We start from the raw sequence: 16,180 nt of genomic DNA, 5'->3' as shown, positions 1-16,180 counted from the left end.
CGTGGGCTCTTTCACTCGACCCGGGCGCTTGCGTTCGACCGGGCTTGTTCATCAGGTCGTATCATCAGGGGGCCACCACCCCCTGCATCCAATCTCATCTCACCGCCCCTGCCCGGCCCACGCATCGGGCCAGCTCGGCAATGCGCCCCGACCCAAGGCGGGCGGGGGCGCAGCGGCGTCAGGCGTCGTCGTCCGCCGGCGGCGTCTCGCCGGCCTCCGGCGGTACTTCAGCATCGACCGCCTCGGTCTCCTGCGGCGTCTCGGGCTCGTCGAGCGCTTCGTCCTGCGGCTCGTCGACCCGCACCGTCTTGACCAGGTGCTCACCTTCGCTGGTGCGGATCAGGGTCACCCCCTGGGTATTGCGCGAGGTGATCGACACCTCGCCGACCCGGGTACGCACCAGGGTACCGCGGTCGGTGATCAGCATCATCTCGTCGCTGTCGCGAACCTGCATTGCCGCCACCAGGGCGCCGTTGCGCTCGGTGGTCTGCATCGCGATCACGCCCTGGCCGCCGCGGCCGCGGATCGGAAACTCCTCGAGCCGGGTGCGCTTGCCATAGCCGTGCTCGGAGGCGGTCAGAATGTAGATCTGCTCCTCGCTGCCATCCGCGCTGGTGGCGGTGTCGCCGTCGAGCTCGTTGTCGGCGTCGGCATCGATGGTCTGGCTCTGCGGGATGATCAGACTGATCACCTCGGCACCCTCGGCCAGACGCATGCCGCGCACGCCGCGGGCGGTGCGTCCCATCGGGCGCACATGGCCCTCTTCGAAGCGGATCGCCTTGCCGTTGGAGGAGAGCAGCATGACGTGATCGCTGCCGGTGGTGATGGCGGCGCCGATCAGGCGGTCGCCCTCCTCCAGGTCCAGCGCGATCAGGCCGACGCTGCGCGGACGCGAGAACTGGTCGAGCGAGGTGCGCTTGACCGTGCCGCTGGCGGTGGCGAAGAAGATGTAGCTCTCCGGGTTGTAGTCACGCACCGGCAGAATGGCATTGATCGACTCGCCGTCGTCCAGCGGCAGCAGGTTGACCAGCGGCTTGCCGCGCGACCCGCGGCTGGCGTTGGGCATCTCGTAGGTCTTGAGCCAGTAGACCTTGCCGCGGTTGGAGAACAGCAGCATGGTGTCGTGGGTCGAGGCCACCACCAGATGCTCGATGACGTCTTCATCTTTCATGCTGGTGGCCGACTTGCCGCGCCCGCCGCGTTTCTGCGCCTGGTAGTCGGAGATCGGCTGGGTCTTGGCATAACCGCCACGCGACAGCGTGACCACCATGTCCTCCTCGGCGATCAGGTCTTCCATGGTGAGATCGAGACGGCTGGTCTGGATCTCGGTCAGGCGGGCGTTGCCGTACTGATCACGGATGCCTTCGAGCTCTTCTCGAATTACCTCCAGCAGCCGGTCCGGCGAGGCCAGGATATGGTTGAGCTCGGCGATACGCTCGAGAATGCTCAGGTACTCGTCGAGCAGTTTCTCGGTCTCGAGCCCGGTCAGACGGTGCAGGCGCAGCTCCAGAATCGCCTGTGCCTGGGCCGGCGAGAGCCGATAGAGCGCGCGGTCGTCGGTGAGCCCGTAGCCCTCGTCGAGGTCCTCGGGCTTGCACGAAGTGGCGCCGGCCCGCTCGAGCATGCCGGTCACCTGCCCCGGCTGCCAGTCGCGGGCGATCAGCTTTTCCTTCGCCTCGGCCGCGTTGGGCGAGGCCTTGATCAGCTCGATCACCTCGTCGATGTTGGAGATGGCGACCGCCAGCCCCTCGAGGATATGACCGCGCTCGCGCGCCTTCTTGAGCTCGAACAGGGTGCGCCGAGTGACCACCTCGCGGCGGTGGCGAATGAACGCCTCCAGCAGCTCCTTCAAGTTGAGCGTCTTGGGCTGGCCGTCATGGAGGGCGACGATATTGATCCCGAACACGGTCTCGAGCTGGGTGTGGGCGAACAGGTTGTTGACCACCACGTCGCCGGACTCGCCGCGCTTGATCTCGATCACCACGCGCAGACCATCCTTGTCGGACTCGTCGCGCAGCTCGGCGATCCCCTCGACCCGCTTCTCCTTGACCAGCTCGGCGATCTTCTCGATCAGCCGCGCCTTGTTGACCTGGTAAGGCAGCTCGGTGATGACGATCTGGTCGCGTCCGCTCTTCTTGTCGAACTCGACCGTATGGCGGGCACGCACATAGATGCGCCCGCGCCCGGTGCGATACGCCTCGAGAATGCCGGCGCGTCCGTTGATGATACCGGCGGTGGGGAAATCGGGGCCGGGGATGTACTCCATCAGGTCGTCGACCGTCAGGGTGTAGTCCTGGATCAGCGCCAGACAGCCGCTGATCACCTCGACCATGTTGTGCGGGGGAATATTGGTCGCCATCCCCACCGCGATGCCCGAGGCGCCGTTGATCAGCAGGTTGGGCACCTTGGTCGGCAGCACCTCGGGAATCCGCTCGGTGCCGTCGTAGTTGTCGACCCAGTCGACGGTGTCCTTCTCGAGATCCGCCAGCAGCTCGTGGGAGAGGCGTGCCATGCGCACCTCGGTGTAACGCATGGCGGCTGCGTTGTCGCCATCGATGGAACCGAAGTTGCCCTGACCATCGATCAGCACGTGGCGCATGGAGAAGTGCTGCGCCATGCGCACGATGGTGTCATAGACCGCACTGTCGCCGTGGGGGTGATATTTACCGATCACATCGCCGACCACGCGCGCCGATTTCTTGTACGGCTTGTTCCAGTCGTTGCCGAGCTCGTGCATGGCGTAGAGCACGCGCCGGTGCACCGGCTTCAAGCCATCGCGGACGTCGGGCAGAGCGCGCCCGATGATGACGCTCATCGCGTAGTCCAGGTAGGACTGCTTGAGTTCATCCTCGATGTTGACTGGCAGAATTTCTCTGGCGATATCACCCATGGGTCGTCAAATCCTTTGCGCCGCTGCCACGGCCGAAGACGACCGTGGCAGCGTTAATGAAGCCCCGACAAGGCGACCGAGACCCTCGGCCGCACAATCTGCCGATCATACCATTTCAGGGCTTCCAAAGGCAGGCATTGACGTCTTTTCCGCGAGTGGTGTAGCCGGCTCAGCGCGCTTGTGCCTCGGCGACCAGCAGCGGTTCGAGGCGCTCGCGCCACACCCCTTCGAGCGGCACCACCTCACCGCTGCGCTGGTCGAGCAGCACGAAGGTCAGCAGCGCGCTCACCACCAGCTCGCCGCTGTCACGATGCACGATACGGTGGGCTACCCGGGCGCTGCGCCCGCCGATATGCGACAGACAGGTCTCGATGTCGAGGTCGTCATTGATCACCGCGGCGCGGCGGTAATCGATATTGAGGTTGACCGCGACCAGGGCCACGCCCTCGGCCATGCCCGCGGCGAACGCGGGGTGCTCATCGGCGAAGGCCCAGCGGCCCTCCTCCAGGAATTCGAGATAGCGGGCGTGATTGACGTGGCCATAGCCATCCAGATGGAAGCCGCGGACGCGAACCTGGGTACGAGTGATGCGTGAATCCATGCGAATCTCCGGGTCATTGGCGACGCCGATCGCGCGCCGCTCCTGACCTCGAAACATACGCTCGTTTGAAACACGGCTGCAAATGCCAATGGTCTACCTCGGTGGCAACACCTGGGTCCTTTCGACATAATGTGCCTCCTTTCAAACGGAAACACGGGCGTATGTGGTTCAAGCACTGTCATCTTTACCGCTGCCATGACGTCGAGATTCTCGCCCTGGAGGATCTGGAGAGCGCCTTGGCAGAATTTGCGTTTCGCCCCGTCTCGCCGCGCGAGGCACGCCGGGTCGGTTGGAGCGCGCCGGCCGGCCGCGGCAGCGAGCAGCGCGTGCACGAGATCCAGGGCCACCGGCTGCTGTCGATGCTGCGCCAGGAGCGCCTGCTGCCCGCGTCGGTGGTCAATGAAGAGGTCGCCGAGCGCGCCGAGGCGCGCGAACAGGCGGAAGGCCAGCCGCTGCCGCGGCGCGAGCGCCAGCTGCTCAAGGAGCAGGTGATGGAGGAGCTGCTGCCGCAGGCCTTCACCCGCACCCAGCGCGTCGAGCTGTGGTGGGACACCCGCCGCCGGCTGATCGGCATCAACTCCTCCAGCCGCAAGCGCGCGGAAGAGGTGCTGGATCTGCTGCGCCAGACCCTGGGCTCGCTCAAGGTCACCCCGCTGGCGACGCGCACGCCGCCGTCGCGCGGCATGACCCAGTGGCTGAGCGACGCCGGCAGCCGGCCAGCCAGCCTGCTGCTGGGCGATCAGGTCGAGCTGCGCGCCGCCGAGGACGACGGCGTGCTGCGCGCGCGTCAGGTCGATCTCGACAGCGAGGAGATCCAGTCGCTGCTCGAGGGCGGCCGCCAGGCCTGCAAGCTGAGCATCGGCAGCGAAGGCCAGCTGCGCACCCTGCTGCACGACGACCTGGCACTGAAGTCGCTGCAGTTCGACGACGCCCTGCTCGACGAAGCCAGCCAGACCGAGGATGGCGACGATCCCGCGGTGGCGCTGGAGACCGACTTCGCGCTGATGTCCCAGGCACTCGCCACCTTCATCGAACAACTGATCGACTGGCTCGGCGGTGAAGCCGAGACGTCGGCCCCGACGCCATGACGCACAGCGCCACCACGCCGCCCAACAGCGCCGAGGCGGCGATCGATCTCGATCGCTTCGCCGATATTCGCCCCTATCACGACGACGAAGTCGCCGGCGTGCTGGCACGCCTGGCCCAGGACAGCGAGCTGCTCGACGCCATCACCCGCTACCGCCTGCCGCGGCTGGCACGTATCGCACCGCCGCTGGCTCGCGCCCTCGCCAGTTTTCGCCTGCGCCGCGAGGTGCGCGGGGTCGCCACCATCCGCGACTTCCAGCTGCGTATCGCCGACTACATGGCGCACATGATCGCGCGCACCACGCGGGGCTTCAGCGTCGAAGGGCTCGACCGGCTGTCGCCGGATCAGGCGTATCTGTTCATCGGCAACCACCGCGACATCGCCCTCGACCCTGCCTTCGTCAACTATGCGCTCTATGTCGGTGGCCATGACACCGTGCGCATCGCGATCGGTGACAACCTGCTGCAGAAGCCTTTCGTCACCGACCTGATGCGGCTCAACAAGAGCTTCATCGTGCCGCGCTCGGTCAAGGGCAAGCGCGCCATGCTGGCGGCCTATCAGTCACTCTCGGGCTATATCCGCCACTCGATCAGCGACGACAACCACTCGGTGTGGCTGGCCCAGCGCGAGGGCCGCGCCAAGGATGGGATCGACCGCACCGACAGCGCCATCGTCAAGATGCTGTGCATGGCCAGGCGCCAGGAAGAGGACGATGCCGACGTCGGCCGCGCGGTAGGCGAACTGCGGATCGTGCCGGTATCGATCAGCTACGAGTACGACCCCTGCGATCTGCTCAAGGCGCGCGAGCTGCACGCCAAGGAGACCGCAGGCCGCTACCAGAAAGTCGAGTTCGAGGATATCCGCTCGATCGTCTCCGGCATCATCGGCGACAAGGGCCGGGTCAAGCTGGCCTTCGGCACGCCGCTGTCGGCGGATTTCGACTCCCCCGATGCGGTGGCTGCCGAGATCGACCGCCAGGTACTCTCGAACTATCCGCTGTTCCCCAGCCATCAGCTGGCCCTGGCCGAGACCGGGCTCGCCCCCGACCTGGTCGACCTCTCCGCGGTCACTGCGGAAGACCGCGAACGCTTCCAGACGCGTCTGGCAGAGGTACCGGCCGAGCTGCGCCCGTGGTGGCTGAAGCAGTACGCTAACCCGATCCTCAATCGCGCCGGGCGCCTGGACAGCGACGCGTCCTGAGCGCGTCCCGCCAGACGGTTTCGCCAACGAACGACCTCAAAGTCGGCGAGCGCTAAATCGTCGAACGCCAAGCCGGCGACGAACGCAAAAAAGCAGATCGCCTAGCACGGCCACGCCTCATTCGGCGTGGCCGTGTCTGTTTTCGCGCCCCGGCGCCACCCCACCGCGCGACTTGCACCGGCCAAGCAGCATCACTTGCGCCAGAAAAACGGCATCAGCAGCACCAGCACGGTGAGAATCTCCAGGCGCCCCATCAGCATGCCGATACAGAGAATCCACTTGGCCGCATCCGGCAGGCTGGCGAAGTTGCCCGCCGGGCCGATGATCGGCCCCAGGCCGGGGCCGACGTTGGCCAGCGCGGTGGCCGCGCCGGTGGTCGCGGTGACCATATCCAGCCCGAGAGCCGCCAGCGCCAGCGAGAGCACCGCGAAGATCAGAAAGAAGAAGAACGAGAAGGCGATGACCGCCCGCACTACTTCATCGTTGAGCGGGCGACCATTGTAGCGCTGGGCGAATACCCCGCTGGGATGGACCAGATAGCGCAGCTGGTTGAGCAGCATCAGCCCACCGATCTGGAAGCGGAATATCTTCATCCCCCCGCTGGTCGAGCCGCTGCAGCCGCCGACGAAGGTGATGAAGAAGAAGGTGGTCACCGCCAGCGGCCCCCACAGACTGTAGTCCTGGCTGGCATAGCCAGTGGTGGTCACCACCGAGATCACGTTGAAGGCGACCTCGGTCAGCGCGCTGAACGGCGCATCGTGGAAGGCCAGTACCCGATAGAGGGTCAGGGTGCCGATCACCACCACCAGCAGCGTGAGCAGACCGCGCACCTGCTGGTCCTGCCACAGCGCGCCGCGCGAGTCGCGGATCAGGCGAATGTAGAGTACGAACGGCAATGCCCCGGCGAGCATGAAGGCGCAGCCCAGCCACAGGATCAGCGGGCGGCTCTCGTAGATGCCGAAGGAGGCATCGTAGTTGGCGAAACCGCCGGTGGAGACCGAACTCATGGCGTGCACGATCGCATCCAGGGTCTGCATACCGGCCAGTCTGTAGCTGAGTATCGCCACCAGCGTCAGCCCCAGGTAGATCACCGCCGAGGCCTTGGCGATCCCGCCGGCACGCGGCAGCACCTTGTCCGACCAGTCGGAGGACTCGGTCTGGAACAGCCGCATACCGCCGACCTTGAGAAACGGCAGGATCGCGATCGCCATGACGATGATCCCGATCCCCCCCAGCCACTGCATCAGACCGCGCCACAGCTTGAGACCATCGGAGAGATGCTCGATACCCGAGAGCACGGTCGACCCGGTGGTGGTGATCGCCGAGATCGACTCGAACACCGCATCGGTGAACGACAACTGCGGTGCACCCAGCACCAGCGGCAGACTGGCGAAGGCGCTGATCACCACCCAGCTCGAGGTCGTTAGGATGAACATGTGCTGGGTCTTGAGCTCGACCGGCGTGTGCCAGGTCCACGCCAATAAGCCCGCCGAGGTGGCCGCGACTAGCGCCATCGACTTCAGAAAGGCCCACAGATCGGGATCGCCCTCCAGCTTCAGAAGCACGATCGGCGGGAGCATGAACACGGCCAGCACGATCAACAACAGCGCCAGAACTTTGAGAATCGGCTTGGCGTCTTGCAACGTCTCTCTCCCCTTCGATGCGCACTTCACTTCGCCGCCGCGCCCCATGAGCGGCTGCCGACGCGCCAGACGACTGGCGATGATAGGCCAATCGGCCACGCCGCGACACCGCCACCTGCCCTAGCGTGCACACCGAGCGCCGCGGGAGGGCCAGACAGGCAGCCACGACACCCGGCGCAGACGAGTACGGCGGCGCCGGCGGCTGTGCTATCGTGGCGCCATCTTCCCGACTCGAGCAAGGAGAGTGCCATGAGTTCCGCTTCGGAAATGCAGAAGGTTCGCGTCATTCACGAGCTGCGCGCCTTCATCAAGAAACTGCTGCAGGAGCCGGGCATCCTGGAAAATTCGCTGGCGATCGCCAAGCGCCACTCGGACGGCAGCAACGATCCGCAGGCGTGGGCGCGTATCGCCAACGAGATCTCCGATACCACCAGCGTGCATATCCCGGAAGACCCCAAGGAACACTCCGATGCCGATCGGCTGTTCCTGGAAGTGCTGCGTGAGGTCGTGGGCGAGGAGAAGGCGCTCTACTGAGCCGCGGGCGTGTGTGGTGAGCTGGACAAGAGAAAGGCCGGCGATTTGCCGGCCTAATTTTAATCTTTGGCCTATGACTTCGTTTCAGTCGTTGTACCTGGGCAAGCGGCCGTGGCGTACTCGTTGCTCCCTGAAAAAGCACAACTCCAATGACCATCGCTTGAGCTATGACGAGTGAGCGTGATGGTCTTACCGTTTATGACACCAGATACATCTCCATTGAGCGTGGCGGTAATGGTGCCATCGCTCGCGGAGGCCGGAATATTCACCTTCGGATTATCGACATCTCCACCTTTGTCGTCTGTCACTTTGCCCAGCAAGTTAGACTGTGTCCAACCGAGATCACTGGCTTTTGTCGTCGGCTCGCCGCGGGCATAGCGCTCTTCTGCGGCAGTTTTCAACGCAGATATCTCTGAGACCACTCGGCTGACCTGAGTCCGCGCCACATAATTCTGATACTGCGGAATGGCGATGGCGGCGAGAATACCGATAATCGCGACCACGATCATCAGCTCGATCAGGGTGAAACCACCCTGGTGGTGTGGCGCTCGACGCTTGTATTGCCCTTGCATGGGAACCCCCTCGTTTGTCGATGATGTGCCGGTCGGCGTCACCGCCGTACCGTGCGGACCGAGTCACGCCGCATCTTTCCATACGCCGCGGCATAACGATACGCAAAGTTACATTTTGTGACACGCACATCGCTTATCGGCAACGTCTCAGAATTCTTAAAGAAAAAGTTGGCGGTGCCGATAGCGCGGATATGACCTCCGCCAGCGCGGCGGCCACATCCTTCGCGAAAGGTGCCTCGACGTGCCGACCACCACCTCCCCTGCCATCCGTAGCGGTATCGCCCGCCGCCTTATCGATCGCGGCCTGATCGAGGCTGGCGCGTGCGAGCGTGCGCAGCAGGCGGCGAGAGACGCCGAGCAGACGCTGCTCGAGTTCCTGGTACGCGAGGGCCGGGTCGACCCGCGTCAGGCCGGCGAGGCGGCGGCGCGCGAGTACGGGCTGCCGTTTCTCGACCTGCAGCACGTGGTGTGGGAACGCCTGCCGATCATCGAACCGATTGCGGAAAAACTGATCAGCCGCTTCCAGGTACTGCCGCTGGCGCGTGACGACCGCCGGCTGACGGTGGCGATCGCTTTTCCCGCCACCCTGGCCAAGCTCGATGAACTTCAGTTCACCACCGGCCTGGCGATCGACGGCGTGCTGGTGCCGTTCGACCAGCTCGAGCGCGCCCTGGCCCGCCGCCTGCAGCACCAGGACACCTCGGGCATGCTCGAAGCGCTGGATGAAGCCAGCGATGCGGTGACGCTGGATACCAGCGAGATCGACCTGGAAGAGGAAGCCGCGGCCCTGGATGCCGGTGGCGACAACGACGCGCCGATCGTGCGCTTCGTCAACCGCGTGCTGCGCGATGCGATCCAGCGCGGGGCCTCGGACGTGCACTTCGAACCCTACGAGTCGAGCTTTCGGGTGCGCTTTCGGATCGACGGCATGCTGCTGGAGGTGACCCGCCCGCCGCTCAACCTGCGCACCCGCATCGCCGCCCGCCTCAAGGTCATGGCACGCCTGGACATCTCCGAGCGCCGCCTGCCCCAGGACGGCGCGATGAAACTGCGTCTGGAGGATCAGCGCGCCATCGACTTTCGCGTCAACAGCCTGCCCACGGTATTCGGCGAGAAGATCGTGCTACGCCTGCTCGATGCCCGCGCCACTGGATGGGGCATCGATGCGCTCGGTTTTTCACCGCCCCAGCGCGAGCTGTTCGAAAGCGCCCTGGCGCGACCCCAGGGGATGATTCTGGTGACCGGCCCCACCGGCAGCGGCAAGACGGTGACCCTCTACACCGGGCTCAATCGGCTCAATACCGAGGAGCGCAACATCTCCACCGCCGAGGACCCGGTGGAACTCAAGATACCGGGCATCAACCAGGTCAACGTGCAGTCACGTATCGGACTCGATTTCGCCAGCGCCCTGCGCGCCTTTCTGCGCCAGGACCCGGACGTGGTGATGGTCGGTGAGATTCGCGATCTGGAAACCGCAGAGATCGCGGTCAAGGCGGCCCAGACCGGTCACCTGGTGCTCTCCACCCTGCACACCAACTCTGCCGCCGAGACGCTGACGCGACTGCGCAACATGGGGCTGGCAAGCTTCAATATCGCCAGTTCGGTGTCTCTGATCATCGCGCAGCGCCTGGCCCGCAGGCTCTGCCCCCACTGCCGGGTGCCGTCTCAAGTGCCCGACGAGGTGCTGCTCGGCGAGGGCGTATCACGCGAGCGCCTGGCCAACGCCACGCTCTATCGCCCGGGCGGCTGCGACCGCTGCACGCTGGGCTACAAGGGTCGCCAGGGGATCTATGAAGTGGTGCCTATCGATGACGCCATGAGCCAATTGATCATGCGTGACGGCCACGCCCTGGAACTGGCGCAGCTGGCGCGTGAGCGCGGCTATCCCGGCCTGCGCCAGAGCGCCATCGAGCTGGCGCTCAGCGGCGTGACCAGCCTGGAGGAAGTCAATCGGGTGACCCTCGACTGAGCCACGCCCCATAGCGCCCCAAGAGCTGACGCCGCATAAGAACCGATACCGCATAAGAACCGATACCGCATAAGAACCGACACCGCATACGAAGCGACACGCTCTCGGCCCAACGCTTTCAGGAGTCCTGACATGGCAACAACGGCGAAGCCTCCCAAGCGCCTGGTGATGCACCGTTGGCACTGGCGCGGCAAGAATCTGCGCGGTGAGACGGTGAGCGGAGAACTGATCGCCAGCGAGATCAGCGAGGTCCGCCAGGAGTTGGCGCGTCAGAAGATCATCGTCAAGCGCATCACGCGCAAGACCAGCCCATTCGGCATCGGCCGTGTGCGCCAGCGCGACATCACCCTGTTCGCTCGCCAGCTGGCGACCATGCTCCGCGCTGGCGTGCCGCTGCTGCAGGCGTGCAAGGTGGTCGCCGAGACGCTACGCAATCCGGCGATGCGCAACCTGGTAGAGACCCTGGGCAACGACATCAGCGCCGGAGCCAGCTTCTCGCAGGCGCTATCGCGTCATCCGCAGCGCTTCGACCGCATGTTCGTCAACATGGTCGCCGCCGGCGAGCAGTCGGGGGCGCTGGATCGTATGCTCGAGCGCCTGGCCAGCTATCGCGAAAAGATCGACACCCTGAAGGGGCGTATCAAGAAGGCGCTCTACTACCCCATCGCGGTAGTCGCGGTGGGGGTCGGCGTCACCGCCCTGCTGCTGATCAAGGTGGTGCCGCAGTTCGAGAGCCTGTTCGCCGGCTTCGGCGCCGAGCTACCGGCCTTCACCCGCTTCACCATCGAGCTCTCCGAGCTGGCCCAGGCGCACTGGTGGCAGGCACTACTGGCGCTGGTGCTCGCGGTTTTCGCGCTGCGCCGGGCGGTCAAGCGCTCGCCGCGTTTCGCCTATCGGGTCGACCAGCTTCTGCTGCGCCTGCCGGTGCTCGGCAGCATTCTCGACAAGGGCTCGATCGCGCGCTTCTCGCGCACCCTGGCGACGACCTTCAATGCCGGCGTTCCGCTGGTGGAGGCGCTCGAGACCGCCGCGGGTGCGACCGGCAACCGCGTGCACCAGCGGGCGATCATCGGCCTGCGCGACGATGTCGGCGACGGCCAGCAGCTCGCCTTCGCCATGCGCCGGGCCGGCATCTTCCCGATAATGGCGGTGCAGATGGTGAGCATCGGTGAGGAAGCGGGCGACCTCGACACCATGCTCGACAAGGTCGCCGACTTCTATGAAGAGGAGGTCGACAACCAGGTCGATGCGCTCACCTCGCTGCTCGAGCCGCTGATTATCGTGGTGCTGGGGGTACTGGTGGGCGGTCTGGTGGCGTCGATGTATCTGCCGATCTTTCAGATGGGCTCGGCCATTTGAGTGATCGGCCATTTGAGTGAAAGGTCGCGCCGGGGCGGCCCCGAAGGCGGCGATACGTTACCCTGTGCCACCTTGTCGACTGGATCAAGCGGGAGTTTGCGTTGTCACAACTTTCCCCCTGGCTGCTGTGGCCCCTGGCGTTCGTGCTCGGCGCCTGCCTGGGCAGCTTCATCAACGTGGTGATCGTGCGCCTGCCGGTGATGTTGATGCGCCGCTGGCGCGCCGAGGCGCGCGCCGCGCTCGAGCTGGAAGCCGAGCCCATGCCACGCTACGACCTGCTGCTGCCACGCTCGCACTGCCCCGCCTGCGGCCAGTTCATCGCCTGGCACGACAACCTGCCGCTGATCGGCTGGCTCAAGCGCCGCGGCCGCTGTGCCGCCTGTAGCGCAACGATCAGCCCGCAGTACCCGCTAGTCGAGCTGCTCGCCGGCGGTATGACCCTGGCCGCGCTGGCGATTCACGGGCCCAGCGTCGAGACGCTGTGGCTGGTCGGCGCCTGCCTGGTACTACTGGCGCTGGCGGTGATCGACTGGCGCACCCAGCTGCTGCCGGATGCGCTCACCCTGCCACTGCTATGGGCCGGCCTGCTCTACCAGTGGGCCTACCACCCGCTGTGGCTCGGCAGCGCCGTGCTTGGCGCGGCCGCCGGCTATCTGGTGCTGTGGGCGGTGTACTGGCTGTTCAAGCTGACCACCGGCAAGGAGGGGATGGGCCATGGCGACTTCAAGCTGATGGCGGCGCTGGGCGCCTGGCTGGGCTGGCAGAATCTGCCACTGCTGCTGCTGCTCTCCGCCGGCGCCGGCACGCTGATCGGTATCGCGCTGATCGTCGGCCGCCGCCATGAGCGCGGCCAGCCGCTACCGTTCGGCCCGTTCATCGCCCTCGCCGGCTGGGTTGCACTGCTGGTGGGCGCGCCGCTGCAGGCCAGCTACCAGGCGCTGCTGCTAGGAGGTGCAGGATGAGCGATACACTCCAGCGAACGCCCACTCACCAGTTGCCGCCGGTGATCGGTGTCACCGGAGGGATCGGCTCGGGCAAGAGCGCGGTCGCCGAGGCCTTTGCTGCCCGGGGTATCCCGGGCATCGATGCCGATGCCGTAGCCCGCGAGGTGGTGATGCCGGGCGAGCCGGCGCTGGCCGCAATCGTCGAGCATTTTGGAGCGGGGGTGCTCGATGCAGACGGCAGCCTCGACCGCCGCGCCCTGCGTGCGCGGGTCTTTGCCGACCCTGCCGAGCGGCAGTGGCTCGAGCACCAGACCCACCCGCGCATTCGCCAACGCCTGCAGGCCCATCTGAGCCGCCTGCGCGGCGGTGATGCCCCCTACTGCCTGCTGATCTCGCCGCTGCTGATCGAGAGCGGCCAGCGCGAGATGGTCTCGCGGGTACTGGTGATCGATGTTCCCAAGTCGCTGCAGATCGATCGCACCCTGGCCCGCGATGGCGTGCCCCGGAAGCAGGTGGAGGCGATTCTCGCCGCACAGAGCTCGCGTCAGGCGCGCCTTGCAGCCGCCGATGACGTCATCGACAATAGCGGTGACAAAGAGATGCTTCTCGATCAGGTCGCCCGCCTGGATGAACGCTATCGCCAGTGGGCGGCATCACCGCAACGACATGGCCACTCATGACCTCCGGTAACGACTCCCGCCACGCCGATGATGGCGCCACCGGCGGCGCACTCAAGGTGCGCTGCCCGCAGTGCCAGACGCCGATCGCCTGGACCACAGACAACCCCTATCGCCCCTTCTGCTCCCAGCGCTGCAAGCTGCTCGACCTGGGCGCCTGGGCCGACGGCAGCCACCGTATTCCAGGTGAGCCGCACATGGACGAGACGCAGCTCGACGAGCTGATCGATCGCCTGGAGCGCGGCGAGTAGCCGAAATCCAGCGCCTGCCAGGCGGCGAGGCGCTCATCCCTCGACGCTGAAGTACAGATCGAACACGGCTGCAGCGCCTCGAACACCCCAAGCCGTCACCAACGCAAACGCCGCTCCCTGAGGAGCGGCGTTTGCGTTGGCAGCCAGGCTCGCGCGGCCCGAGAGGTCAGCGGTCGTGACGCCAGAAATCCCGGATCGAGGCGATACCCTGAGCGCCGACACCACGCGCCTGGTTGGCGTGGTGCCGGGTCATCCCGCCGAGGGCGAAGACCGGCATCGCCGCCGTCTCGACCATCTGCTGGAAATCGTGCCAACCGATGGTGATCGCATCGGGATGCGAGGGCGTCGGCGCCAGCGGCGATAGCGTGACGAAGTCACAGTCGATCTGGCCAGCCTGGGTCAGTTGTTCGTCGCCGTGGGTTGAGGCGCCCAGCCACTTGTTGGCGGGGATCGGGCGCTGCTTGAGCGTCATCAGACGCGCGCTGGTCAGATGGATACCATCGGCATCCACCCGCTCCAGCCAGACCGGGTCGGCGTTGAGCAACAGTTTGGCGCCGTAGCGCCGGCACAGCGCCAGAGTGCTCTCGGCCCGCGCCTGATAGGCGGCGTCGTCGAGGGTCTTGGCCCGCAGTTGGACCAGACGAATGTTGTCTTCGCGCAGCGCCCGCTCCAGACGCTCCTGGAACACCGCCTCGTCGGGCTCTTCAGCGGTGATCAGGTACTCCTGGGGCAACGCCACCGCGCGCAGGATCGGCAGATTGGCCGCGGGGAACGGATAGTTGGGCAGGTCGTCGACCCCCACCCAGCGCACCGGCTGCCCCTCGCGGCCGTAGGGCTCGCCGTCGTAATCGCGGACCTGCCACACGTCGAGCAGGATGTGCTTGTCGGGATACTCGTGATGCACCCGAATCAGCGGCTGAGCGCGCCGGATCTGGATACCCAGCTCTTCGCTCAGCTCGCGCTTGAGCGCCTCGAAGCCGGTTTCGTAGGGCGCCAACTTGCCGCCGGGAAACTCCCACAGGCCGCCCTGGTCCGCGGTCGCTGGGCGCCGCGCGATCAGCACGCGCCCGTCGTCGCGGATGACGGCTGCCGCCGCTACGTGAACCCGTCTCTTCATCATCTTGCTAAATCTCTCGCACCTTGAGGTGTTGCTTCGCTGAGTGTCACGCCTCGTGTTAGCAGGCCGCACCGCGGCCTGCTCTCAACTGCGGTAGTCCGCGTTGATCGAGACGTAGTCGTGGGACAGATCCGAGGTCCAGACGGTGGCCCGGGCCTCGCCCCGGCCGAGCCGGATCCGAATGGTGATCTCCGCTTGTGCCATCACCCGGCTACCCGCCGCTTCGGTATAGCTCTCGGCGCGCCCGCCGTGCTCGACCAGACGCACGTCGCCCAGATCGATGACGATACGCTCGACATCGAGAGCCTCCACCGGGGCGCGCCCGACCGCCGCCAGGATACGCCCCCAGTTGGCGTCGGATGCGTAGAGCGCGGTCTTGACCAGCGGCGAGTGGGCCACGGTGAAGGCGACTTCACGCGCCTCCTCGACGCTGGCGGCCTCCTCGACCTCCAGAGTCACGAACTTGGTCGCGCCCTCGGCATCGCGGATGATCGCCTGGGCCAGCTCGGTGAGCACCTGGGTCAGCGCCGCGCGGAAGCGACGCTCGTCCTCCGCCGATACCACCTGCGGCCCGCGTCCGGTGGCGATCAGGGTGCAGGCATCGTTGGTGGAGGTATCGGAGTCGACGGTGATCGCGTTGAACGACACGGCGACCGCCTCGCGCAGCCACTGGTTCAGGGTGGCCGCGGGGATCTCGGCATCGCAGGCGACGAAGCCCAGCATGGTAGCCATGTTGGGCTTGATCATGCCCGAGCCCTTGCTGATACCGTTGAGCGTCACCGTGCCGCCGCTCAGCTCGACCTGCGCCGTGGCACCCTTGACCCGGGTATCCGTGGTCAGGATGCCTTCGGCGGCTTCGGCCCACTGCCCGACGTCGAGCCCTGCCAGCGCCTGCGGCAGACCGGCAGCGATCTTCTCCACCGGCAGCGGCTCGCCGATGACGCCGGTGGAGAACGGCAGCACCTGCTGCGCGTCGACCCCGGCGAGCTCGGCCAGGGCGCTGCAGCAGCGCTCGGCATCGGCGATCCCGCGGCTGCCGGTACCGGCGTTGGCATTGCCGGTATTGATCAGCAGATAGCGCGGCGACGTCTGCGCCAGATGCGCCTTGGCGACATGCACCGGCGCGGCGCAGAACGCGTTGCGGGTGAAGGTGGCCGCGACGCTGGCCCCTTCGGGAATCTCGATCACCACCAGATCGCGGCGGTTGGGCTTCTTGATTCCGGCCATTGCGGCACTCAGCCGAACGCCATCGATCGCCGGCATGTGCGGAAAGCTCGCCTCGCCTACTGCCATCTCGTCTCTCCTCGTGGGCACCGCGCAGCGCGGCGCCGAGTCA

At 66.0% G+C, this 16,180-nt stretch carries 14 protein-coding genes and 1 pseudogene; 9 read left to right on the top strand and 6 right to left on the bottom strand.

All coding sequences use genetic code 11. The annotated features are described in order from the left end of the window. Positions 1-178: 178 nt before the first annotated feature. Together gyrA and J0A90_RS11275 are read right to left on the bottom strand one after the other, a co-directional pair. Complete coding sequence (gene gyrA / locus J0A90_RS11280; RefSeq protein WP_207037369.1) at positions 179-2,890, bottom strand: DNA gyrase subunit A; 2,712 nt, start codon at positions 2,888-2,890, stop codon at positions 179-181. A 169-nt stretch (positions 2,891-3,059) separates the two neighbouring features. Further along, positions 3,060-3,491 carry a thioesterase family protein gene (locus J0A90_RS11275; protein ID WP_207037368.1) on the bottom strand — a complete coding sequence of 144 codons (432 nt, stop codon included), beginning with the start codon at positions 3,489-3,491 and terminating at the stop codon, positions 3,060-3,062. 161 nt (positions 3,492-3,652) lie between these two features. Between J0A90_RS11275 and J0A90_RS11270 the strand changes: the two genes are divergently transcribed. Beyond that, positions 3,653-4,579 carry a recombination-associated protein RdgC gene (locus J0A90_RS11270; protein ID WP_233076714.1) on the top strand — a complete coding sequence of 309 codons (927 nt, stop codon included), beginning with the start codon at positions 3,653-3,655 and terminating at the stop codon, positions 4,577-4,579. Next, positions 4,576-5,778: a 1-acyl-sn-glycerol-3-phosphate acyltransferase gene (locus J0A90_RS11265; RefSeq protein WP_207037367.1), complete on the top strand. Its 1,203-nt coding sequence runs from the start codon at positions 4,576-4,578 to the stop codon at positions 5,776-5,778. The genes J0A90_RS11270 and J0A90_RS11265 overlap by 4 nt, the downstream gene beginning before the upstream one ends. A 191-nt stretch (positions 5,779-5,969) precedes the next feature. On the opposite strand, the gene J0A90_RS11260 is transcribed toward J0A90_RS11265, so the two are convergent. Further along, on the bottom strand, positions 5,970-7,469 hold the full coding sequence (locus tag J0A90_RS11260) for a TrkH family potassium uptake protein (RefSeq protein WP_207037415.1): 1,500 nt from the start codon (positions 7,467-7,469) through the stop codon (positions 5,970-5,972). A gap of 201 nt (positions 7,470-7,670) precedes the next feature. Here J0A90_RS11260 and J0A90_RS11255 point away from each other — a divergent pair, with 201 nt between their 5' ends. Then, positions 7,671-7,955: a hypothetical protein gene (locus J0A90_RS11255; RefSeq protein ID WP_035473735.1), complete on the top strand. Its 285-nt coding sequence runs from the start codon at positions 7,671-7,673 to the stop codon at positions 7,953-7,955. 71 nt (positions 7,956-8,026) lie between these two features. Here J0A90_RS11255 and J0A90_RS11250 read toward each other — a convergent pair whose 3' ends face one another. Then, positions 8,027-8,527 carry a pilin gene (locus tag J0A90_RS11250; RefSeq protein WP_207037366.1) on the bottom strand — a complete coding sequence of 167 codons (501 nt, stop codon included), beginning with the start codon at positions 8,525-8,527 and terminating at the stop codon, positions 8,027-8,029. 241 nt (positions 8,528-8,768) lie between these two features. Here J0A90_RS11250 and pilB point away from each other — a divergent pair, with 241 nt between their 5' ends. The 6 genes and pseudogenes from pilB (at position 8,769) to yacG (ending at position 13,727) form a co-directional block, all read left to right on the top strand. Further along, positions 8,769-10,496, top strand: a complete 1,728-nt coding sequence (gene pilB, locus J0A90_RS11245; protein WP_233076713.1) for a type IV-A pilus assembly ATPase PilB — start codon at positions 8,769-8,771, stop codon at positions 10,494-10,496. Between the two features lie 132 nt (positions 10,497-10,628). After that, a complete protein-coding gene (locus J0A90_RS11240; protein WP_207037365.1) occupies positions 10,629-11,855 on the top strand; it encodes a type II secretion system F family protein in 1,227 nt (408 codons plus the stop codon). Between the two features lie 143 nt (positions 11,856-11,998). Continuing rightward, positions 11,999-12,661 (top strand): annotated as a pseudogene (locus tag J0A90_RS11235) (A24 family peptidase); the annotation flags it as partial. Positions 12,662-12,695: 34 nt separating this feature from the next. Continuing rightward, entirely contained in the window at positions 12,696-12,803 is a 108-nt protein-coding gene (locus J0A90_RS18750; RefSeq protein ID WP_370635778.1) for a DUF1156 domain-containing protein, read from the top strand. Between the two features lie 10 nt (positions 12,804-12,813). Beyond that, positions 12,814-13,479, top strand: coding sequence for a dephospho-CoA kinase (gene coaE / locus J0A90_RS11230; protein ID WP_207037364.1), 666 nt, complete (start codon positions 12,814-12,816; stop codon positions 13,477-13,479). Further along, positions 13,476-13,727: a DNA gyrase inhibitor YacG gene (yacG, locus tag J0A90_RS11225; RefSeq protein ID WP_051895981.1), complete on the top strand. Its 252-nt coding sequence runs from the start codon at positions 13,476-13,478 to the stop codon at positions 13,725-13,727. The genes coaE and yacG overlap by 4 nt, the downstream gene beginning before the upstream one ends. Positions 13,728-13,893: 166 nt before the next feature. Here the strand turns inward: yacG and J0A90_RS11220 are convergent, their stop codons facing one another. Both J0A90_RS11220 and argJ read right to left on the bottom strand, forming a co-directional pair. Next, positions 13,894-14,847, bottom strand: coding sequence for a Nudix family hydrolase (locus tag J0A90_RS11220; RefSeq protein WP_207037363.1), 954 nt, complete (start codon positions 14,845-14,847; stop codon positions 13,894-13,896). A gap of 81 nt (positions 14,848-14,928) precedes the next feature. Next, entirely contained in the window at positions 14,929-16,137 is a 1,209-nt protein-coding gene (gene argJ / locus J0A90_RS11215; RefSeq protein WP_207037362.1) for a bifunctional glutamate N-acetyltransferase/amino-acid acetyltransferase ArgJ, read from the bottom strand. Between the last annotated feature and the right edge of the window lie 43 nt (positions 16,138-16,180).

The sequence above is a fragment of the Salinicola sp. DM10 genome, from assembly GCF_017306975.2.
In the GTDB taxonomy this organism is placed as follows: Bacteria; Pseudomonadota; Gammaproteobacteria; order Pseudomonadales; family Halomonadaceae; genus Salinicola.
The sequence above is the reverse complement of the archived record's forward strand: the minus strand, read 5'-3'. Positions and strand labels throughout refer to the sequence as shown.

Excerpts from the sequence above, each read along its gene's own strand:
- gyrA (WP_207037369.1), bottom strand. The coding sequence starts at position 2,890 with ATGGGTGATATCGCCAGAGAAATTCTGCCAGTCAACATCGAGGATGAA.
- J0A90_RS11275 (WP_207037368.1), bottom strand. The coding sequence starts at position 3,491 with ATGGATTCACGCATCACTCGTACCCAGGTTCGCGTCCGCGGCTTCCAT.
- J0A90_RS11270 (WP_233076714.1), top strand. The coding sequence starts at position 3,653 with ATGTGGTTCAAGCACTGTCATCTTTACCGCTGCCATGACGTCGAGATT.
- J0A90_RS11265 (WP_207037367.1), top strand. The coding sequence starts at position 4,576 with ATGACGCACAGCGCCACCACGCCGCCCAACAGCGCCGAGGCGGCGATC.
- J0A90_RS11260 (WP_207037415.1), bottom strand. The coding sequence starts at position 7,469 with ATGGGGCGCGGCGGCGAAGTGAAGTGCGCATCGAAGGGGAGAGAGACG.
- J0A90_RS11255 (WP_035473735.1), top strand. The coding sequence starts at position 7,671 with ATGAGTTCCGCTTCGGAAATGCAGAAGGTTCGCGTCATTCACGAGCTG.
- J0A90_RS11250 (WP_207037366.1), bottom strand. The coding sequence starts at position 8,527 with ATGCAAGGGCAATACAAGCGTCGAGCGCCACACCACCAGGGTGGTTTC.
- J0A90_RS11240 (WP_207037365.1), top strand. The coding sequence starts at position 10,629 with ATGGCAACAACGGCGAAGCCTCCCAAGCGCCTGGTGATGCACCGTTGG.
- J0A90_RS18750 (WP_370635778.1), top strand. The coding sequence starts at position 12,696 with ATGAGCGCGGCCAGCCGCTACCGTTCGGCCCGTTCATCGCCCTCGCCG.
- coaE (WP_207037364.1), top strand. The coding sequence starts at position 12,814 with ATGAGCGATACACTCCAGCGAACGCCCACTCACCAGTTGCCGCCGGTG.
- yacG (WP_051895981.1), top strand. The coding sequence starts at position 13,476 with ATGACCTCCGGTAACGACTCCCGCCACGCCGATGATGGCGCCACCGGC.
- J0A90_RS11220 (WP_207037363.1), bottom strand. The coding sequence starts at position 14,847 with ATGATGAAGAGACGGGTTCACGTAGCGGCGGCAGCCGTCATCCGCGAC.
- argJ (WP_207037362.1), bottom strand. The coding sequence starts at position 16,137 with ATGGCAGTAGGCGAGGCGAGCTTTCCGCACATGCCGGCGATCGATGGC.